General features: G+C 42.3%; 19 protein-coding genes. 1 reads left to right on the top strand and 18 read right to left on the bottom strand.

Annotated features, from left to right (window positions below):
* Position 1: 1 nt before the first annotated feature.
* The 16 genes from BCT11_RS23445 to BCT11_RS23365 all read right to left on the bottom strand — a co-directional run bounded on the left by BCT11_RS23445 (position 2) and on the right by BCT11_RS23365 (position 15082).
* On the bottom strand, positions 2-1009 hold the full coding sequence (locus tag BCT11_RS23445; protein WP_102389408.1) for a hypothetical protein: 1008 nt from the start codon (positions 1007-1009) through the stop codon (positions 2-4).
* 804 nt (positions 1010-1813) lie between these two features.
* Positions 1814-3238: a hypothetical protein gene (locus BCT11_RS23435; RefSeq protein WP_241909054.1), complete on the bottom strand. Its 1425-nt coding sequence runs from the start codon at positions 3236-3238 to the stop codon at positions 1814-1816.
* 88 nt (positions 3239-3326) lie between these two features.
* Entirely contained in the window at positions 3327-4007 is a 681-nt protein-coding gene (locus BCT11_RS23430) for an OmpA family protein (protein WP_102389405.1), read from the bottom strand.
* A gap of 8 nt (positions 4008-4015) precedes the next feature.
* Positions 4016-5563 (bottom strand): TadE/TadG family type IV pilus assembly protein, encoded by a 1548-nt coding sequence (locus BCT11_RS23425; protein WP_039976750.1) that lies wholly within the window; start codon positions 5561-5563, stop codon positions 4016-4018.
* 4 nt (positions 5564-5567) lie between these two features.
* A complete protein-coding gene (gene tadF / locus BCT11_RS23420; RefSeq protein ID WP_102389404.1) occupies positions 5568-6128 on the bottom strand; it encodes a tight adherence pilus pseudopilin TadF in 561 nt (186 codons plus the stop codon).
* Positions 6115-6597, bottom strand: a complete 483-nt coding sequence (locus BCT11_RS23415) for a TadE family protein (RefSeq protein WP_045423976.1) — start codon at positions 6595-6597, stop codon at positions 6115-6117. Before BCT11_RS23415 ends, tadF begins: the two co-directional genes overlap by 14 nt.
* Positions 6598-6599: 2 nt before the next feature.
* Positions 6600-7322: a tetratricopeptide repeat protein gene (locus BCT11_RS23410; protein ID WP_102389403.1), complete on the bottom strand. Its 723-nt coding sequence runs from the start codon at positions 7320-7322 to the stop codon at positions 6600-6602.
* Positions 7322-8173: a type II secretion system F family protein gene (locus BCT11_RS23405; protein WP_038880821.1), complete on the bottom strand. Its 852-nt coding sequence runs from the start codon at positions 8171-8173 to the stop codon at positions 7322-7324. Before BCT11_RS23405 ends, BCT11_RS23410 begins: the two co-directional genes overlap by 1 nt.
* Entirely contained in the window at positions 8170-9072 is a 903-nt protein-coding gene (locus BCT11_RS23400; RefSeq protein ID WP_038880822.1) for a type II secretion system F family protein, read from the bottom strand. The genes BCT11_RS23405 and BCT11_RS23400 overlap by 4 nt, the downstream gene beginning before the upstream one ends.
* A gap of 1 nt (position 9073) precedes the next feature.
* Positions 9074-10345, bottom strand: coding sequence for a CpaF family protein (locus tag BCT11_RS23395; protein WP_038880823.1), 1272 nt, complete (start codon positions 10343-10345; stop codon positions 9074-9076).
* On the bottom strand, positions 10342-11583 hold the full coding sequence (locus tag BCT11_RS23390; RefSeq protein WP_042605640.1) for a P-loop NTPase: 1242 nt from the start codon (positions 11581-11583) through the stop codon (positions 10342-10344). The genes BCT11_RS23395 and BCT11_RS23390 overlap by 4 nt, the downstream gene beginning before the upstream one ends.
* A gap of 1 nt (position 11584) precedes the next feature.
* A complete protein-coding gene (locus tag BCT11_RS23385) occupies positions 11585-12061 on the bottom strand; it encodes a hypothetical protein (protein WP_039976756.1) in 477 nt (158 codons plus the stop codon).
* Entirely contained in the window at positions 12058-13428 is a 1371-nt protein-coding gene (locus tag BCT11_RS23380) for a pilus assembly protein N-terminal domain-containing protein (RefSeq protein WP_042600395.1), read from the bottom strand. The genes BCT11_RS23385 and BCT11_RS23380 overlap by 4 nt, the downstream gene beginning before the upstream one ends.
* Positions 13428-14252: a Flp pilus assembly protein CpaB gene (gene cpaB / locus BCT11_RS23375; RefSeq protein WP_038868087.1), complete on the bottom strand. Its 825-nt coding sequence runs from the start codon at positions 14250-14252 to the stop codon at positions 13428-13430. Before cpaB ends, BCT11_RS23380 begins: the two co-directional genes overlap by 1 nt.
* A 21-nt stretch (positions 14253-14273) precedes the next feature.
* Positions 14274-14711 (bottom strand): prepilin peptidase, encoded by a 438-nt coding sequence (locus BCT11_RS23370; protein ID WP_102389402.1) that lies wholly within the window; start codon positions 14709-14711, stop codon positions 14274-14276.
* A gap of 152 nt (positions 14712-14863) precedes the next feature.
* A complete protein-coding gene (locus BCT11_RS23365; protein ID WP_038868088.1) occupies positions 14864-15082 on the bottom strand; it encodes a Flp family type IVb pilin in 219 nt (72 codons plus the stop codon).
* 476 nt (positions 15083-15558) lie between these two features.
* Here BCT11_RS23365 and BCT11_RS23360 point away from each other — a divergent pair, with 476 nt between their 5' ends.
* A complete protein-coding gene (locus BCT11_RS23360) occupies positions 15559-16449 on the top strand; it encodes a LysR family transcriptional regulator (RefSeq protein WP_038868090.1) in 891 nt (296 codons plus the stop codon).
* 186 nt (positions 16450-16635) lie between these two features.
* Here the strand turns inward: BCT11_RS23360 and BCT11_RS23355 are convergent, their stop codons facing one another.
* The gene (locus tag BCT11_RS23355) at positions 16636-17685 is read right to left on the bottom strand and encodes an alpha/beta hydrolase (protein ID WP_102389401.1); all 1050 of its coding nucleotides are present in this window, start codon (positions 17683-17685) and stop codon (positions 16636-16638) included.
* A 366-nt stretch (positions 17686-18051) separates the two neighbouring features.
* Positions 18052-18866, bottom strand: an 815-nt coding sequence (locus BCT11_RS23350; RefSeq protein ID WP_347231050.1) for a BspA family leucine-rich repeat surface protein, incomplete at its 5' end; no start/stop codon positions are given.

Below are 18866 nucleotides of genomic sequence, written 5' to 3'. Positions count from 1 at the left end.
GTCAAACATGAGTTCTAGATTCAGTCACGTCTAAAAAAGGAATGCGATTACCTATTATCATTTCATCTTTTCTAAAATCACGCAGATTACACAAGTTACAACTTGGATCGCAATCCACTAGACATTCGAGCTTTTCTTTCACCTTCTTCAATAGAACGGGGTTAGAAATCGATTTGATTATATTGTGTCTGAATAGGTAAACACCCATGCTGCCCTTCTCTTTTGGCGGATAGTACTTTACTTCTTCTGCGTTAAAGACCAGCTTACTGAATGCAATTAGTGGTTGAAAATCGACGATGAAAAAGTACGCGTAATCTTTTTTACTGGAATATCTAATCAAGTAATAGCAAAGTGCTTGAATAATCAATTCAAAATAATGAGCAGAGCTCGTATAGTAACCTACACCAATCAAACAGCTACGCTCAGCTTCTTCCTGTGGGAACGTAATAAATGAAGGTAGCCCATTAATACCTTCAATGTTCACCATGCCGTACCAATGACCTACCGTTGCCTCTTGGTCATTTTTAATTAAAACGCATTGATACTTCACATCACTCGCTTTCTCTTGAAGGTCCTGATAGAACCTTTTGAGAGGTGAAATGTTATGGTTAAACTCTTTGAACATGTCAGAGTATTCATTGATCGTCAGACTTTTTATTTCGCTTTTAGGAGGCCCAGACACCTTGCGATAAGAAAGGTTAGAAATCGAAAAATCTAGAGCTCGAACTAAGGTGCTGATGACAAGATCATGTTTGTTCGAGTAACGAACCTTAGACAGATCCATTCGTAACAGAACCTCTATTAAATCTATATCCAAACACTTGGCAATATAGAACTGTTTATATATTGGCGGGATACTTTTACCGGTAAACCATCGGCTTAAGGTAATAGAATCAAGGCCTTTAAACTCCTCATAGTAATTATTTTGTAACAGCGCGATAAGGTCCTTTCGAGAAATATCTCGAGTATCGACCCACCGACTCAACTCATCTTTAAAACAATAAGTCATATAACTCCCCTCCCTGTAAAACTCAAAATGCCCATTGTAAAAAATGGACATTCATACCCCAGAAACCGGTATCTTGAAGTTACTCGGGTATCAGTTAGATATCGCATTTAAATCTTTGAATACTTCTATAGGTATTCTCTATCAAATAACGCTGCCAACCATAAGTTGAGATTATTTAAATTTACCTAAATTAGAAATACATGCAGGTGAGTATCAGATTTTTCTGACGTGACATAGAGAACCTCTGAAGGCTCAATCGAATATCGGGTCCTCAATATCGCTTATTGCATAAAAAAGAAGCATTGAAGTGGTATTTATTTACCTTTCAGATAGTTAAGTCGATTCAACCCTCGTACTGCCTCTCTCGTTTCCTCTCGCTGATAGGCCGCCTCTGTTAAAAAACACATGCCATGCTCTCTACCACGACATCGGCAAAAATCAGACCGAAGTAATGCCCAATACTTATTCGTGCTGCCCTCAGGTGCTTTTGTGGCAGCTTCCGACCAAAGCTCGCACGCCAACCCCCATTCGTATTCTCTTTCACTCTGACAAGCTTGCTTTGCCAACTCTAAATACATTCTGTTCGCCATATGCCCACTCACGTTTTATTTTTAAAAAGAACATGTTATGAGGTAATAACTATAATGGGATAGCATTGAGAAAGGATTTAAACACAGCAAGGCAACTGTCTAAGCTATCCCCCCTTTAAGCAAACTAATATTCACCAAAAGAAGACAAAAAAAGAGCCGTAAATACGGCTCTTATAGAAGTTTTTTGCGACGCAGAATAGTATCGTTGTCGTTGTTAGCTCATACTCACCATGCAAATAAACTTGTTCGTATCAAACGCTTTATCAAGCTCTTTATGCTTATCTGATGAATAAACGCTGCCTTTATTCGTCCAATAATCTCCAGAAGAAAGGTTGGCGTACTTTTCAAGGTATTGATAAGCAGTAGTGCTAGGTAAACGAGAGGATAGACGTTCACAATACTGGGTAGCCTGCTCTCTATTTAGGAAGATATCGTGAGACTTTTGGTTGCCTTTGAATTGGGGTAAAAGGTAAGTAAACGCATCGTCTTTATACAGCACTTTATTGGTATAGCGTTTCACATCTTGCTTCACAGCAGGCTCCATTCCGGCAACGGCGTTTGGAGGTAAAAGACTCTCAGAGAATTTGCCAGAATGCTTGTCTCTAGTCGCTTCATCATCAACCTTACTCGCCTCTTCCATTACTGAACGAGTTGAATGGAGGTCGGTTGCGTTGGCCTTATTTGAAAATGGGAAGAAGTAATCACCGCCATTTTTGAGATTCAATTTAAGCGATTGTGTCTGATTGCTATTTACGGCGCGAACACTGTAAACCCCCACGTAATTACCCGTCACATCTACTCTACCACCCGACCCGACTTCTTGATCGTTGATGTAGAACACCGTACTTTCCGAGTTCGAACGGAATACAAACCGCACTCTATCTAGGTTTAACGCCTGTCTAAGCTCCACTTCTGTATTTGCACTGTAGGCATGTTTGTAACTCGCATCCGCGGTAAAGGAGAGATCGCCATTTAGTCTTTGGTTTGCATCTACCACTCTAAAACGCGTAAGTTGAATGCGCGACAAGCCACCTTTACTCAACACAAATGCATTTTTGATAGAAGGAAGATTGCGGTTCACGCACGTTGATAAGCTTTCCGATACATTACACTGTAATTGGCCTTGATAAGTATCATTAATAACGCGTTTCGAATCATCCAAATGTCGAGCTTTGATCTTCTCATACAAAGCCAGCAACGCGTCGTTTTTCTTTCGCTCAATCTGACTGGCTTCTCGTTGGTCTTGCGACAGCTGCTGTTTTGTTTCTGCAAGCAACTTGCCGGCGGTCTCAATCTCTTTCTTCATTGAGTTCACTTTGGATGACATATTACGTAAGGTGAGCATCAAGGATTCATCGTAGACGCCATCGACCAACTTGTCTGTTAAACGGTTTGAATCAGATTTGATCATCTCAACGTTGTTGACCAACTTGATCTTGGTGGACTCAATTTCAGCATTCAATTTATTGTAATGCGCAATATTTTCATCAATATTGAGCGCGCTATATTCTTGCTGATAAGCCGACTTGATGTTGTTTAGCTTATCTTGCTCATTAAAGTTAATTAGCTCTGAGGCAGCGGTAACACCACTCCATGCTAGACCCACCCATATGACTAATACTGTTTTAGATTTACCCACTGCCACTCCAAATTGACCCACCACGACACCATTGTTGTTAATGCTTCACCTTGCGTTTTAGGCAAGGTGAACACTCTGCGATTAAAACCTATTCCGTTGGCTTTACTTCGTCTGGTTTTATTTGATCTGGTTTTGCCTGATCATTCTTAGAAGCCCATATTTCTGAGCGTCTGTTTTGTGATCGTCCCTCAGCGGTTGAATTCGACGCAATCGGCTGAGTTTCACCAAATGAACGAACGACGATACGGCTTTTATCCACGCCTTGCGCAATCAAACCGTTAGACGTTGTCAACGCACGCTGCAAGCCCAACGATTGGTTGTAGCCTTCAGAACCCTTGCTGTCGGTGTGACCATCTACCGCAATAGCACTATCGCTATTTTTAAGCGAACCTGCGAGTTGATTCAGAGCCTTACTGCCCATCGGAGTTAAGTTGGATTGGTCAAAGCCAAAATGCAGACGCGCAACTAAGCCCTTGCCTTGTAGATAGTTGTTTTGATTGCCAATCCAAGTCGAACATCTAGATTGTTCCAACCCCAACTTTGATTTACCCGCCAACACTTGTTTTAGCTCGTGACTGTCGGATTTCTGCTCTATCTGCAAAAAGCCCTGTCGATGTTGACCAATTCCGATAACATCATCCACAGTGACACTATGTTGGTACTCGCTGAAGGTATTGTCGCAATAAACACTAAGCCCTTCTCCAGCCTTTACTGCAAAGCTTAACGGCATCATTGATAACGCGATTGCGCCAATCACTAACTTTTTCATATTTTCCTCTAGTACAACTTAGTTATTCCGCTTGTTTTTGAGCCTTTGCGGATGAGTTCTTCTATCTTTTCAATCAATTCATCTAAGTCAGATACATCGATGATGTCTTCACTTGGATTGACAACACAGTCTTGAAAACCACTTTGTTGAGAAGCACGAAAATCGATACCAATAACACCGATGTATAAGCCCGGAATCTCTGCTCTGGCTTTGTCGCACATACCGTTGTCTACTAGCCCTTTCAGAATGCCGTTGTTAGGACTTTCCTGCCCATCACTCAAAATCAGCAGCATCTTGATTTTCTTGTTGTACGCTTGCTGCTCTTCTTCATCTGTACTGTTTGGGTCTCCATCATGAAGAACCTGAGATCCTCTTAATATGCCTTGAAACGCAGCAGTACCGCCATCTGCCCACATCGACTTAATTGCGTTCAAATCGGAAAGCTTGTTCGATAATCGAATGTTGTAAAACTGCGATGAATTGGAGGAACCATGTGCGTTAAATAGACGTGTTCCACTCACACTATAGAAATTGGGCTTTAATCCCGATTTATCAGTAAACATGGTTGAAACTGACGCCGGAAAATCCACATAGTTGTAAACATCCGCAACGGCATAACGGTCCAAATTGATGACATCACGAATACGCTTCGCATACTTTTGATTATCCGATTTGGGGTTTGAACATCTTGATTGCCTGCTCGCACAGTTGAGTACCTGACTTTGCGAATACGTACGCCAATAATCCCAATTAACATCGTTATAGGTATACGGCGATAGATAAGCGTTATAACCATCTCTGTAACTTAATTGGCTAGTCGCCCGAGCTTGATTGCCCCCGACAATTTCTCTGGTTCGAACGTTAAATGGAACAAAACCTACTCGATTAAGCAGCTTGTCTCCGGTTGTATCTTCTCCCGGCTCGTCACAAACATCTTTCCACTCCCCATCGACATACTCTTTACGAGTAGATGTACAAAGAATCTTGTTTGATATTTGATCGATTGCGGTTTTCAAATCATCAATTTTTTTATGTCGACTTGATCCCCACCTTTCGTCCATCGAGCCTGAAAAATCAGATACGAAGACAATATCGATGTTGTTATCTCCAAGGTAAACGGGGTATTTTCTGGCTAACGAACGGCCCGCTAAATCCTGTTGCTCATTAAAAGAAGGAACAAAACTACTCGCAAACCATGAGTCGTGTGTCGTCCTTGCGTTCACCGTATATTGAATGTATTCAAGCACCCCTGCCCCTTCATCTTCCGCCTGATGAAATCGCTGGGCAGAAAGGCTGGCAGATTTAATATCTCGCACATAGTTTTCGACATATTTCGTTGCCAGTTCACGAGCTGCATCGGGCTGGTCTTCAATGGTCACCGCCATCGCAGCAGCCTCTGCTGAGTCTCTTAATCGGCTGGACTCTTGAACATAACGTGTTCCCTCAACAGCCCAAAAAGTGAACCCCATGATAGGAACAAGCAATAAACCCATCCATATCGCGGCGACGCCTTTTTGTTGTTGGAGACTTTGATGCTGGTATCGCTGCATTTTCATTTCATTATCTCCCTGGCATGATTGAAGAAGAGCCAATCTTGACCGTTGTCCCGGTGCCGCCATTGAAAAAAGGTTTGAACCAAGAGCTTTGCTCTTCGCATACACTGACTCGATACAGTGGGTATACGATGCCTTTTTCAACCGGAGCCAAATCTGCATGAGCAAGAATTGAGTCCGTTTCGCAACCTAATTTATTGAATTTGCTACTGGTAAAAGCAGCCACATTCGCCTTATTCGTCAACGACTCGACTTTAATCGCCACATTATCTGGCGTTGTATCTAACATCCGGCTCGCCACTTGAGTCAGGTCTTCTAAATCTGTATTGGTGACGGATAAGTTTTTCCCTGCCAACACATCAGCATCAAAGTAACGAGTACGTTCTTTGATCACATTGACCAAGGCAAAGCTGGAACGATCGAGCTTTGCGCGCACAAGTAGCTGATAACTGAGATCCGCCGCAAAAAGGTAAACACCCCACAATGCGACAAGAACAAACACAAGCTCAATAGTAAATGCGCCTTTTTGGTGCTTGGTAGAAGGTAAAAATCGGTTACGGAGTGTCATCTTTCCACCCTTCATGCTCTAAGTTCAAAACCATGGTTCGAGCAATGTCTTTATCAGCAGCACCAGTTAGTTTTATCATTGGAGAGTAGTGATACGTAACCGTGATTTCGGCTAGGTCATAATTGAAGTTCAGACCTTGATCAGAATGCCCTCTATTGGCAATAAAATCGTCATAGGTTTTGTAGTACCGACCTTGAATAGAGAATCGGGCACTATCAATTAAGAAATGCCACAGGTTATTATCGGCTTCTATCAACGTTCGAAACTTATCTTCATACTGTTGATTAATGCCTTTTCCCTCATAGATCTTTGTGTTTCTGATGGTTTCTCTGAGAGAGTACTCCGTCATATTCACGACGTAGATTTGATAGCTGGACTCGAAAATAGCAAAAGTGGCAAAGAACAAAACGAGCGCACCCAAAGCAAACTCTATCGCCGTCACCCCCTTCTGCTTGCAAAGACTTCTCATCACTAACTCCTAGTCTGAGTCAATTCAGTCGCGATACTGTGGATCTCTTGAGCTGAAAAATCACCTTTAAGCAATTTCTTCGCTGCGTCCATTTGTTGTGCTTTCATAAGTGCAATAGCAAGGTTCGCTTTGACCACTTTATTTGCTGGATTGTCTTTTAACACGGGAGTGAGCGTCTCAATTGCCTGATGGTACTCACCGTTTACCATATGTATCATCGCAATATTGTTCTTGATCACGACATCGTCGTATCCACGTAAGCGGGCGTTATTCAGCTCTTGATAAGCATCTTCATACTTACCCGCTTTGGTGTAGGATACGCCGAGCAAGACATGAATTTGTCCTGCCTGATTACCAGCACTGACTGAAGATAGATAAGCGGCAATGGCATTTTCAGTGTCGTTTTTTGCATCAAACACCTGCCCTTCTAGTTGATACAGACTAGGATTCTCAATACCCTCTTTTCTGAGGTGTTGAACGTAGAAGTTAGCTGATTCAAGATCCCCTTTATGGAAGTAAGCCCACGCGAGGTTTTCTTTTACCGCAGGATCTTGCGAACCTTGCTCCAGCTTGGATTTATAATGCGTGATTAAGCCGTCGTAATTCTTCACTTTTTCCATGCTAGTGACATCATCTAGTTGCTGGCTCTGCTGTGAAGGTGTCGATTGACAGCCTGCTAATACGCTTAACGCGAACAAAACGACAGAAATACGTTTTGCAACCATTAGTTACCCCCAATATTGATCGACATTTGCATGACACTCGGAGCGAGTATCAGAATGACGATCGGAAACATAATGAATAAGATCAAAGGCACACTCATCTTCGCCGAGAGTTTGCCAACCTTTTCCTCGACCGTAAGAATTTGAACTTTTCGCATGTCCTCTGCGAGATCACTTAATACTTGAGCGACGGAGGTTCCGTATTGCAAATTTTGAATAATAGTCAGGACAAAGCTTCGAACTGCTGGTGTTGGTATCCGGTCACTGAGATCATTAAGCGCCTTTTCTACACCGTGTATTTTGGCTGAATCGGAAGTGCGTTTAATTTGATAGCAAAGGTCTGAATCAAACTCTGCCAACTCCTTCCCTAAGTACACCAAAGCCGCTTCTATGGTCATACCGGTTTGAACACACACCGACATCATGTCTAATAAATACGGTAACTGAGATGACGTCTTACTAATCAAAACTTTACGTCGAAGCTGCAGCAAGGTATCAGGTACAACTATCACGCCAATAAGAGCAAAAATGACCACAATAAGCTGACTGGTCGTTGTCATATCCGACAGTAAAACCCCACCAGCAACCAAAGCAAGTACCAACAACTTGGCCGGAAAATAGAACTTGGCCCACTCTGTGTTGTAATACCCAGCTTCAATCATTTTTTGTTCTAATTCGTGTCGATACTCTTTACCGAAACGGACAAAAAAACGGTTAACGCGAGAGGGGGCACGCACTGCATCTCCCCCGATGTAAAATGCCACTTTCTTGCGTCGCTGCTCAGTACGTAGTGAATCAACGATTAAAAAGAGTAACGAAACAAACAGCACAACAAGAGAAACCAATAACATCATGCGCGCACTCCTTTGACTAACAGCCAAACAATGAATAACCCGAACAACTCACTGCCAAGTACATAAAAGAGCACGATTCGGCCAGAAGGGTCATACAGGACATAATCCACATTGCCAGGGTTTACATAGTTAAGAATAACCATAAAAATCAGAGGGATTGCTGCCACAATCTTGGCCGAAATCCTCGCTTCAGAGGTCATCGCCATTTTCTTTTTCTCTAACGTCCTAGCATCCACTAAGACTCGAATAAGTCTTGCTAACACCCCTTTAAGCTGACCACCACGCGCAATGTTTGCTCTAAGCGTTACGGTAAAGAAGAGAAACTCCGGATACGGGTAGTTCTTGCAAGAGCGTTGAAGTACCACTTCAGGAGATTCACCTAACTTCAACCGGTCACCCATTAACTTGAATTCACGACCAATTGAGTTGTCCATAACCTCGCCGACGTAACTAATGGCTTGCATTAGACTGTCGCCAGCCGTTACCGCGCTCATCAGAATATTCAGCGCATCCGGGAATGTGTTTTCAAAATCTCGACGTCTTCTTGTGACCAGGTAGCGATAACCAAAAATGGTAAGCAACAAAGATAAACCGAGAATCAACACTGTATTCGTCATCAACAATAACTTAACGACGACGTACCAAGATGCAATCAGACTGCCCGTGATATACAGCGCTATGTACAGAGAAGATCTCGGCCCCAATACAGTTAATGTTGGTGAAATGGACTCTTTGAACTTTTGCCAGCTTTGCTTTCGTACCAATGATTTAACGTTGATAGCATTGAAGTTTTCCGCTTCAGCTTCTTCAATATTGAAAAACTGGTTAACCTTCTTGACCTTCGAATCCCTGATCAAAAGCAGTACAACCGCAAAGAGGATGAGCGAGATCCAGAGCATGCTATATCCCCTTAAATGCAGCCATCAGCTCGTCATATAAGCCGAAGAATTGGGATTTTTTCACAAGCTCAGATCGTTGCATGATGCCACTGGTCACAAAGTCGCCTTTCACCGTTTCCCCGAAATGCGCATCGTCGTAACGGAAACGATAGATCTCTTCCATCACAACGCTATCGCCTTCTAGGCCAACAATTTCAGAGATACTGGTAATTTTACGGGAGCCATCACGTAACCTATTAACTTGAACGACCATTTGAACGGCACTGACGATTGTTCTTCGAATCGCGTCAAGAGGTTGGTTCAAATTCGCCATCATCACCATGGATTCAACACGAGCAATCGCATCTCTCGGAGTGTTAGCGTGCAACGTAGACATCGAACCATCATGGCCAGTATTCATTGCTTGCAACATTTCAAAGGCTTCAGACCCACGACACTCACCCAATATGATTCGGTCTGGGCGCATACGAAGTGCGTTGATCACCAAATCTCGTTGCGTTACCGCACCGGTTTGTTCCACGCTGGACGTTCGAGTTTCTAATCGGACCAAGTTCGGTTGTTGCAAACGTAGTTCCGCAGCGTCTTCAATCGTGACGATGCGTTCATCTTCTGCAATGTATTGAGACAATGCATTGAGCAGCGTGGTCTTGCCTGAGCCTGTACCACCTGAAATTAGCACATTCATTCGACAGCGAGACGCAATCATGAGCACTCTTGCCATATCTGGTGACATGGTTCCAAAGCCAATCAAGTCTTCGAAACCAATGTTCTGCTCCCTGAATTTACGTATCGAGATTGACGTCCCATCTAACGCAATAGGTGGGATAACAATGTTGACACGGCTACCGTCATCGAGTCGGGCATCAACCGTTGGAGACAGCTCATCAACACGGCGACCAACACGTGAAGCAATACGCTTCGCAATGGCTAGGAGTTGTTCTTCATTTACAAATGTGACTTCTGACTTTTGAACTTTCCCGTGTCGCTCAAAGAAAATATGGTTTGGTCCATTCACCATAATATCGGAGATAGACTGGTCTTCGACCAAAGGTTGCAAAGGCCCTAAGCCAAAAAGCTCATCAATTAAGCTTTTCACCAACCCAGACTTCATCATGGAAGTGATCGGTCGTTGGTAGCTGTTCGCAAGAAGGTCTACCGCAGCTTGTATCTGGGCCTCAAGATCTCGACGGCTCATTTTCTGAACCGCTTCAGCATCTAACGCTTCAAATATTTGGCCACGAAAAGCGAGATATAAGTCTTTGTTAGAACTCATTTAGCACGCACCTTCTTTAACCACGATCCCATGCCTTTTTGATCAACAGGTTGGCCATTGATCAGCTTCACCAGTAACTCCATAGAGCGACTGACGTGGCGATCATGTTTATGGCCTCGCTTACCATCAATGATGATGTGTGAAAGCGATTTGCAGTAAGCCACTTCTAGGTCAACATCCGCTCCTAAGTATTTAGTTAAGTCAGGCTTCTGCAATACATAAGCATTTTCTGGTCGATGGTAGTTCACGACCGTAATAACACGAGTGCGAGATGCGAGTGTGAGCTGCAAATTCGACATTTTTTCAAATAACCGCTTTGCGCTTCTTACCGAAGACACCGATGCGTCTAATACCAAAACAACCACGTCGAAGTTTTCTACCAAGAGTTGAGGTTCAACTTTGAAATCCACGCCACCAGAGAAATCTTCGATAATGAAATTGGTATTTCTTGCCAAAAGGTCACAAAGCGTTTGGTTATAGTTAAGGATATCGGTCTGACTCATATCCCCATCAATCGCTAACAAACGTAGGTTTTTTCGTGCATTAAACAGATAGCTCAATGCACCTTCTTCATCCATTTCATGCAATGGCGCGGTAAACTCATCGATACCGCGGGGTTTAAAGTCTTTTAAGCCCAATAAGACATCAATATTGGTATCAGTGTATTGGTGATCAACAAGGATGGTATCCGTGCCCTGAGTAGACAGTAGTGAACTCAACTCTGTTGTGATAAATGAGGCACCAACACCACCTTTTGCTCCCACAACTGCAACACGTTTTGCTTTGCGTTTTTGGCTGACACCCGAAAACGTCTTTAGGTTCTTGCTAACATGATTTAAGAAGTCAGCAAATTCCTGTTTGTTCACTGGCCAAAAAACATAATAGAAGCCCATATCTTTCAGCGAACGCAGCGTCGAAATAGCATCCTCTTTGCCAATTACGACCACGCCTTTATGCGTAGGCAATTTGCTGGCAAAAGATTTGGCGTCTTCAACAACGTTATTGGATTCATTAAGCTCAAGGATAACAATGTGACTACTCTGCTGTTCCGTTAACTTAGTTAATCCAGCATTGGCTTTGACACATTCAGGGTCATTCCAACCTTCAAATCGAAACACTTCCTGAACTAGGTTCAAACACTCTTGTGATTGATAAAACAAAGTACAACCAGCAACGCCAGTCGCGGTGGACTGAGTAGGCTTAGCCTTGGTGCTTAAGGCTTTGGTCAGATCAAACATGTTATTCTCCCACCAATCTAGACTTGTAGGACACTTGTTTTAGACGCATCGACTCTACAAAGCAGTCAGGTTGACCTAGTTGGACGTGAATTTGTGCAGGCGCACATTGCTGAGTCTTCATGCGCGTTAACGTTACTTGAATGCTGAGATCATTCGGTAAATGAGGTGCATTGCGGAACGTCACTCTTTGCGGCGCGACAATGTGTGACGGATATTGGCTAAATATCTGCTCTAACATCGTCTTGCTACGCGTTGATCTGTAATCCACCACGTAAGTCGCCTCTTTATCCATCGACTCAATATCGTGAATCAGTTGCTTAATCTGCTTGGTGGTTTCCGCTTGTTTTTTGATCGCAAATTCGAAATTGTGGTGTTCTTTGTACACCAAAGCTTCAGCACCGTTACCACCAAAATAACGCTCTGAAGCGCAACCAAAGAGGGATGAAGTCAATAAAGTAATGAGTACGAGTTTCTTCATTGAATGAAACCTCCTTCAGACAGTAAGCGAATCGTTGCATCCGATGTCACTGGGGAATTACCCTCGGAATCAATATTCAACCAACGCGCCAATGTTGATGTTTTTTTGATATATGGGAGTTGAATGTCTTTTGGTTTCATTGGTTCAACCAGATTTACCGTCGCCACGATGATCAACTCAGTGCGTTTTCTGTCTGTCGTTGCCTTACGGAATGCCGCGCCAAGTACAGGGATATCGCCGACAAAAGGAATCTTCTGCATTTTTTCTAAATCAGTGCTGCTCATTAGTCCACCTAGAATGAAGCTATCTCCGTCTGCTAACTCGACCGTCGTTAACGCTCGACGCGAAGCCAGCTGTGGCACTTTTATACCAGCCGCCTCTACATAGCTTTCTACTTCACTGACTTCTGGGGCTAATTGCATTCGGATCTTATCTTGGCTAAGTACCTTCGCGGTAAGGTCCAACTTAATGCCGAACTCTTTAAAAGTGATGTTGACATTGCTGTCCGTCGATACGATGACCGGCACCTCTCCACCAACGAGGAAACTTGCCGATTCGCCGGAGAGTACGGTTAAATTAGGTTCAGCTAAAACTTCAGCAATTTGGTCATTACCTAATGCTGTAATCAACGTGCTTAAATTTGCGGCGTCAAACTGATCAAAAACAAACTCACCGACACTAGAACCCACAGAGCTCCAGTCAACGCCTACTGTTTTTCCAAATGATTCGGTGACTTGAGCAACGGAAATTTTGACGTTCACTTGTTGAGTCGTCGCGACTTCAATGCGTTCGACGATCCCTTCCCATGTCATATTTCGCGCGAAAACCATCCCCTCCGGCTCTTCATAGTCGGCACTTTCAGAGCTGAACTCCAACTTCTCGGCTTTGTCCCATCGCTCTGTCTTTTCTCGGCCAAGTAGTGTTGCAACCAATCGATAGATGTCATCACGCGTTGCTTCGGAATCAACAACACCACTGACGGCAACTTGCTCACCAACAGACTGAACCTTGACCTTAGCATCTGGAAAATGGAATTTAAGCTGGCGTCTGACTTCGCTTAAGTCCAAATCAACAATAATGCGATCAGAGAGCAGCACATCATCATCAATCCCGTACACAATCAATCGTGACTGCCCTATTCCATTAGCGAATACCACCAATGTGTTGTCATTGATGATTTTATAATCCGCAATATCAGGATTACTGATGAAGACCTTTCCAATTGGTGTCTTAAGCTGAATATGTTGTCCATCATTGAGCGTAATGGAGCGATTCGCCGCATAAACATTTGTTACGCACAGCAAGCCCATAAAAAAGAGCACGATAGAACGGTAAACTGATTGCTTCATTTGAGGTTGTATTGTCATTACAGAGCCTCTCTTGGGTTGTTGACGTTACCGCGCAACTCGTCAATACCAGTGTAATTATCAATAATATTGCGCACTTCTGCGTACTCAGGCTGCTTGTAGGTTTGGCTTCGGTATATTTCGATGTGCATAGTTCTTTGGGCTAACGCAAGTTTAGCTAGGTCATCAGGTCTAACTTCAATGACAACAGTCGTTAAACCGTCTTCTTTACTCGGGGCTCGTGCAGTAACAGAACTGTTTTCCCCTTCTCCATCACCGATGTTGAGCACTTTAATATGCTTGAGGAACATTGATGCTTTCACGCCTCTGAAGCGCTTTGGCTTATCAATATTTCCCGCTAAGTTATCATTTGGAGAGCTCACCGTAAGGACATCAATGTATGAACCTGGTCGGATATAATCATTGATTAGATTCTTGTTGCTCACTTCGAGTGGATACAACGTCATTCCCTCCGTGACGAGAAGATCGATATACCCAGGCTGACCAGACGCGACTTGGTATTCTGGCAACACAACTTCGCCAGGATTCAAATCTCGATTCAATAAAACGGAAGGGGAAAAACTGATTTCAGCGTCTTCTCTCACACCAAGCGTCAATGCTTCGCTAAGTGGGAGCTGTCGTTTTATGACGCCTTGAGCACTGATCGCATGCCCTTTTTCATACGCTTCTGTGGTCGTCCAGACAGCAACATGCTCTTCTTCTTTGTTATCTGCCAATTCAGCGGTAGTTGCTGACTGAGGTTCGCTTTTGAACAAATCGACAACGCCTAGCGCGCCAACTATCAAAGCAACAATAGCAACAAGTAATACCAGTCGAGATCTCATAACGTGCCTATTTTTGGAGGTTTATATATGTGGCGTATTTTGAGTTAAAATTACTAAGTAAAATCCAACGCTAATTGCTATTCCATATGGGATTCCCTCTTTATTATTCGACGTGTTGCTTATTAGCTTTTGACCTATCAAATAAATAACAGCTAAAAAACCACCAGCAAAAGCCGTCAAAATATAGGCCCACGGCAAATCATGTAAAGGGATTGAAAGAGATAAGACAGCGGCATACTTAATATCACCAGCTCCAATCGAAATCAGAGCGTAAAGTATTAACCCTACCCCTAACACCAACAAAAAGGTTGTTATTTGAATATCTAACGGTGAAAAAAAACTTTGCAACAAGAGGAGTATGAGCAAGGTGTAATTATGTATTTTTCGACAAATAAAATCGAAAAATGAAACATAAACACACGCAATTGCCAATACTAACAAATACCATTCATGACTCAAAAATAAGACTCTCAGGTTAACTTTTCTGGTTTATTTTCAAAAAACATTTATTAGATAATCTGAATTAACGATGCCAGACCAATGAAAACCATAGGTCTGGCATAAATATCTATCGATATTATCTACATAAAACCAAAGGGTAATATGTTAAATTATGGCGTTGGTTTAGTACCAGCAGTTTTGATCGTATCAGCAATCGTATCAAACGCATTACCCAGCTCCTTAATGAAGCCGTTATCACCTACCGCTACGCTAACTAGCACTGCCATTGCAACACCAATTAGACCATATTCAATCGCCGTTACACCACGCTCATCGTTTTTGAATTGCGACAAAAACAGGCCTGTTTTCACGTACAATTTAGTAATCATGTTTTGTTCCTATGAAGTGAATTTACAAATGCAGCCCCATATTAATTAATACTTCCATTCAACAGAAAATAGCCCTTATTGATAAAATCGATAGGCAATCGAAAAAACAACCAAACAAAAAGCAAAGGAAGCCGAACAAAAAACACACAAAACCATATTTTACAAATAGTTACCTTAGTAAAGCTGAGAAGAATAACAAAAATCACTTAAATTAAAACAATGCAAATGATGAGAGGTAGATCATTTATAGAGTAATAAACTATCTACATGATAATTGATTCTATCAAAATGATAGATTTTTGTAATGAATCCTTATGCAAGATAGTAATATGGCAAGAATGAAAGCTGCACTCTTAAATAACTATGCTTTATAAAACGTGTTGAAATACGAGCATCATCACGCTATTGTGTTGCAAATATACAAATTACAATTCAAAAAACTAAAATTTGCTTGCTTTTAAAAGGTTGGTCGAATCATGAAACTGCATTTCGAAAATATTGTTTCGTTTGTAGCTGTAGTTGAAGAGGGTTCATTTAGTTCTGCTGCTCGTAAGCTTGGTAAATCCCAATCTACCGTTAGTACTGCTGTTCAAAATCTTGAATCAGACTTAGGCTTCAATTTATTTAATAGGCAGTATTCTAAAGTCTGGTTGAATGAAAAAGGGAAACGTTTATTTCATTTATCAGCCCCTGTTGTTTCAAAGTACCGCGAATTGATGACAACAGCTCAACAAATGAATATCTCGGAACAAATTGTTTACCGCGTTGGAATAGATCCATTGGTATTCAATCAGGAAGTAAAAAAAACACTGTTGGATTTCTCAGAAGCATTTCCTAATGTGGATCTGCTGGTTGTCACTAAACCAAGTTTTGTATTAGGAAATTACATTAACGAAGGAAAAATAGATCTTGCCTTAGGAAACCCGTACCACAAAACGGGAAACGACTTTAACATTGATGAATTGTTTCACGTCAATTGTTGGTGGGTAGCTCACGAAGACTTAACGCACATTGGTGGTAGTCCATCACAACGCGTTCTTTTAATGGATGGGTGCGAGGAGTTACTCAATTTATCAAACATCGCCGCCTATAATTTGTGGAGGCTTGATGATTTAGGGACCATCCTAGACCTATGTAAAGCCCAAAAAGGCATCGCATTTTTGCCGGAGTTTCTTATAGAGGGGAACATAAAAGAAAATAAGCTAAAGCTGATTAACGACCACCCCGATTTTTTTGGCAAAAGAGTCATTGCCTCCCTTTTCTGGCCGCTACATTCTGACTTTAGTTTGTTTAATCAGTGGATCAAAGGGGAGTTGCAAAGTAGCTTAAGAAACCAACAAACATTCGTTGCAGACCTGGCACAATAACGCTCCGTTGAGCTTTTAACGAAACTCACTTTCGAATAAAAAAGAGCCGCAAACTGCGGCTCTTAGTTTATTTAGTATTCAGGCAAAAACTTATTCTTTACCAAAGACGTTGCTTTCTTGCTATTGCACACAGATGAGCGAAGTACGTTTGACACGACTCAGTGCTTATCCACCCCTCCCCAAAAGCTATAACAACGTTGTTGAGAAGAACTTATCAAGTTTAGTGACGGCTTGATCAACATACTTGTTTTGATCGTAGAGGTCGAAGTGTTGCGCCCCTTTAATCTCAAACAACTCAGCGTCAATACCAGCATCTTTACCACGTTTTACCGCCACTTCGCTAAAATACGCCGATAGCGCTTCAGTCCCAACGACAGCCAAGAAAGGAGTGTCGCCAAGTAACGCCATGTTTTCTGATGGATTATAAGCGTAGCGTGTATCTAGAGACATAGCAGCGCGCATTGGCGAATAGTTCTCGGCACCGCCACCACGCTCAGGGTTACGATAGTAATCAGCAGCGCGAACCCAAAACTCATTCATTGATTTGGCTTTTTCTGCTGATGGAATGCCATCAACAAGCACGACCTCACCTGTTTCGTAATACTTTTGACGTGCCTCGCTCGCCATTTGGATCTGCTGACGATATTGCTCAACCGGATCGCCCATAAGTTGGTCCATATACTGAGTTGCACCACCCATACCATAGTCAGTAAAGTCAACAAAACCACTCACTGTCGCAACAGAGTCTAAACGGGTATCCTGCATTGCAACTTGTAAGCTGTATCCAGCACCAGAGCAAATGCCTAACTCACCGATGCGCTGAGGGTCAACGCCTGGAAAATGACTCAAGAATGTAATGGCATTCTTAATATCTTCAACCTTCATGGGCGCATTTTCCATACCGCGAGGATAACCACCGCTTTCACCGTAAGTACGGTGGTCAAAAGCTAGGGTAATATAGCCTTTTTTGGCCATTTTCTCGGCGTAAATACCTGCGGTTTGCTCTTTAACCCCACTAGCCGGCGTAATCACTACTAGCGCTGGATAGTTTTTGTTCTCGTCATAATTGGGTGGCAAGAACACATTGCCAGCAATACGAACATTTTCACTAAGAAAAGCGACTTTATTTTTGCCATCGTGATAGTCAGCACCTAAGAAGGTTTCCGCAGCAACAGATGTTGTTACTAAAACGGCACTCGCAACTAACGAAAGGGGGATTAATTTAGTAGTTTTCATATCTTACTCCATAGATTTCTGAGATTTGCAACGTTCCCCGCTGCAACAGATGTATGTTATGAAAACCATAAGTGTTGATATATAGCACTCAAATCAATTCACTATTGCTATTAAACAACAATTAAAAAGATACATTTATAGAAATAGTCACAAGTATCCGTAAGTAAGGTATGACTTAATCGCTTGGAGAGGTAGCTTAAAGCATGACAATTCTTGCTAGCCATAACCTGGCGCCATTTTTATTCGACTTTATGCGCCCTGGGTTGAACTAACCGGTATTCTCTCGCCAGCATCACTTCTAAACAAAAAAACCAGCGTTAAATCAATCAACACTGGCTTTTTTGTTTAGTTAAAACGATGAGAGAATCAGTCTACAAAATACGGCAGGTGATCTTCAGTCAAAGCACTGTCTCTCGCAAAGTCAGTATGCTTCGTTACCTTGCTCACGTTCCAGTTAGATAAGTCTTGGTTAAATACCTTAGCCTCAGCAAACATGCGATCCATATTCAGCACGTTCGATGTATCCCAAACACCTATATCTTTGTTAAATACCTCCGTATAAGAAAACATCCAGCTCATATCCTTAACATTAGATGTATCCCAATTTCCTATATCTTGGTTAAAGGCCTTCGTATAACCAAACATGTAGCTCATATCCACAACATTCGATGTATCCCAACGGCCAATATTTTGATTAAAGGCTATAGTCGAGTTAAACATGTTTTGCATATTCGTCACATTCGATGTAGCCCAATAACCGATATTTTGGTTAAAGGCACTGGCTTCCCAAAACATAGATTTCATATTACTTACCTTGGACGTATCCCAGTAGCCGATATTTTGATTGAACGTAGAAGCCCCCATAAACATTTCGAGCATAAGTGACACATTAGACGTATCCCAATAACCGATATCTTGGTTAAAAGCTTTTGCACTCCGGAACATGCCCTGCATATTCCATACCTTGGACGTATCCCAGTAGCCGATATTTTGATTGAACGTAGATGCCCCAAAAAACATGAGATCCATATCCTTCACATTCGATGTATCCCAATCGCTAATATCAGCATTAAACTTTTCGCGATATTTAAATACACGGCTCATATCCGTCACCTGAGTGGTACAGAAGCGAATTTTTCCTTGCTCTAGGGTATCTAACAGGCTTTGTTGCGTAATTCCTT

Source organism: Vibrio sp. 10N.222.52.B12, from assembly GCF_002875385.1.
In the GTDB taxonomy this organism is placed as follows: Bacteria; Pseudomonadota; Gammaproteobacteria; order Enterobacterales; family Vibrionaceae; genus Vibrio; species Vibrio jasicida.
This window is presented reverse-complemented; position numbering and strand designations above follow the sequence as displayed.

What these genes read in the sequence shown, in the direction of transcription:
- BCT11_RS23445 (WP_102389408.1), bottom strand. Translation starts at nt 1,009, where the DNA reads ATGACTTATTGTTTTAAAGATGAGTTGAGTCGGTGGGTCGATACTCGA.
- BCT11_RS23430 (WP_102389405.1), bottom strand. Translation starts at nt 4,007, where the DNA reads ATGAAAAAGTTAGTGATTGGCGCAATCGCGTTATCAATGATGCCGTTA.
- BCT11_RS23425 (WP_039976750.1), bottom strand. Translation starts at nt 5,563, where the DNA reads ATGAAAATGCAGCGATACCAGCATCAAAGTCTCCAACAACAAAAAGGC.
- tadF (WP_102389404.1), bottom strand. Translation starts at nt 6,128, where the DNA reads ATGACACTCCGTAACCGATTTTTACCTTCTACCAAGCACCAAAAAGGC.
- BCT11_RS23415 (WP_045423976.1), bottom strand. Translation starts at nt 6,597, where the DNA reads ATGAGAAGTCTTTGCAAGCAGAAGGGGGTGACGGCGATAGAGTTTGCT.
- BCT11_RS23410 (WP_102389403.1), bottom strand. Translation starts at nt 7,322, where the DNA reads ATGGTTGCAAAACGTATTTCTGTCGTTTTGTTCGCGTTAAGCGTATTA.
- BCT11_RS23405 (WP_038880821.1), bottom strand. Translation starts at nt 8,173, where the DNA reads ATGATGTTATTGGTTTCTCTTGTTGTGCTGTTTGTTTCGTTACTCTTT.
- BCT11_RS23400 (WP_038880822.1), bottom strand. Translation starts at nt 9,072, where the DNA reads ATGCTCTGGATCTCGCTCATCCTCTTTGCGGTTGTACTGCTTTTGATC.
- BCT11_RS23395 (WP_038880823.1), bottom strand. Translation starts at nt 10,345, where the DNA reads ATGAGTTCTAACAAAGACTTATATCTCGCTTTTCGTGGCCAAATATTT.
- BCT11_RS23390 (WP_042605640.1), bottom strand. Translation starts at nt 11,583, where the DNA reads ATGTTTGATCTGACCAAAGCCTTAAGCACCAAGGCTAAGCCTACTCAG.
- BCT11_RS23385 (WP_039976756.1), bottom strand. Translation starts at nt 12,061, where the DNA reads ATGAAGAAACTCGTACTCATTACTTTATTGACTTCATCCCTCTTTGGT.
- BCT11_RS23380 (WP_042600395.1), bottom strand. Translation starts at nt 13,428, where the DNA reads ATGACAATACAACCTCAAATGAAGCAATCAGTTTACCGTTCTATCGTG.
- cpaB (WP_038868087.1), bottom strand. Translation starts at nt 14,252, where the DNA reads ATGAGATCTCGACTGGTATTACTTGTTGCTATTGTTGCTTTGATAGTT.
- BCT11_RS23365 (WP_038868088.1), bottom strand. Translation starts at nt 15,082, where the DNA reads ATGATTACTAAATTGTACGTGAAAACAGGCCTGTTTTTGTCGCAATTC.
- BCT11_RS23360 (WP_038868090.1), top strand. Translation starts at nt 15,559, where the DNA reads ATGAAACTGCATTTCGAAAATATTGTTTCGTTTGTAGCTGTAGTTGAA.
- BCT11_RS23355 (WP_102389401.1), bottom strand. Translation starts at nt 17,685, where the DNA reads ATGAAAACTACTAAATTAATCCCCCTTTCGTTAGTTGCGAGTGCCGTT.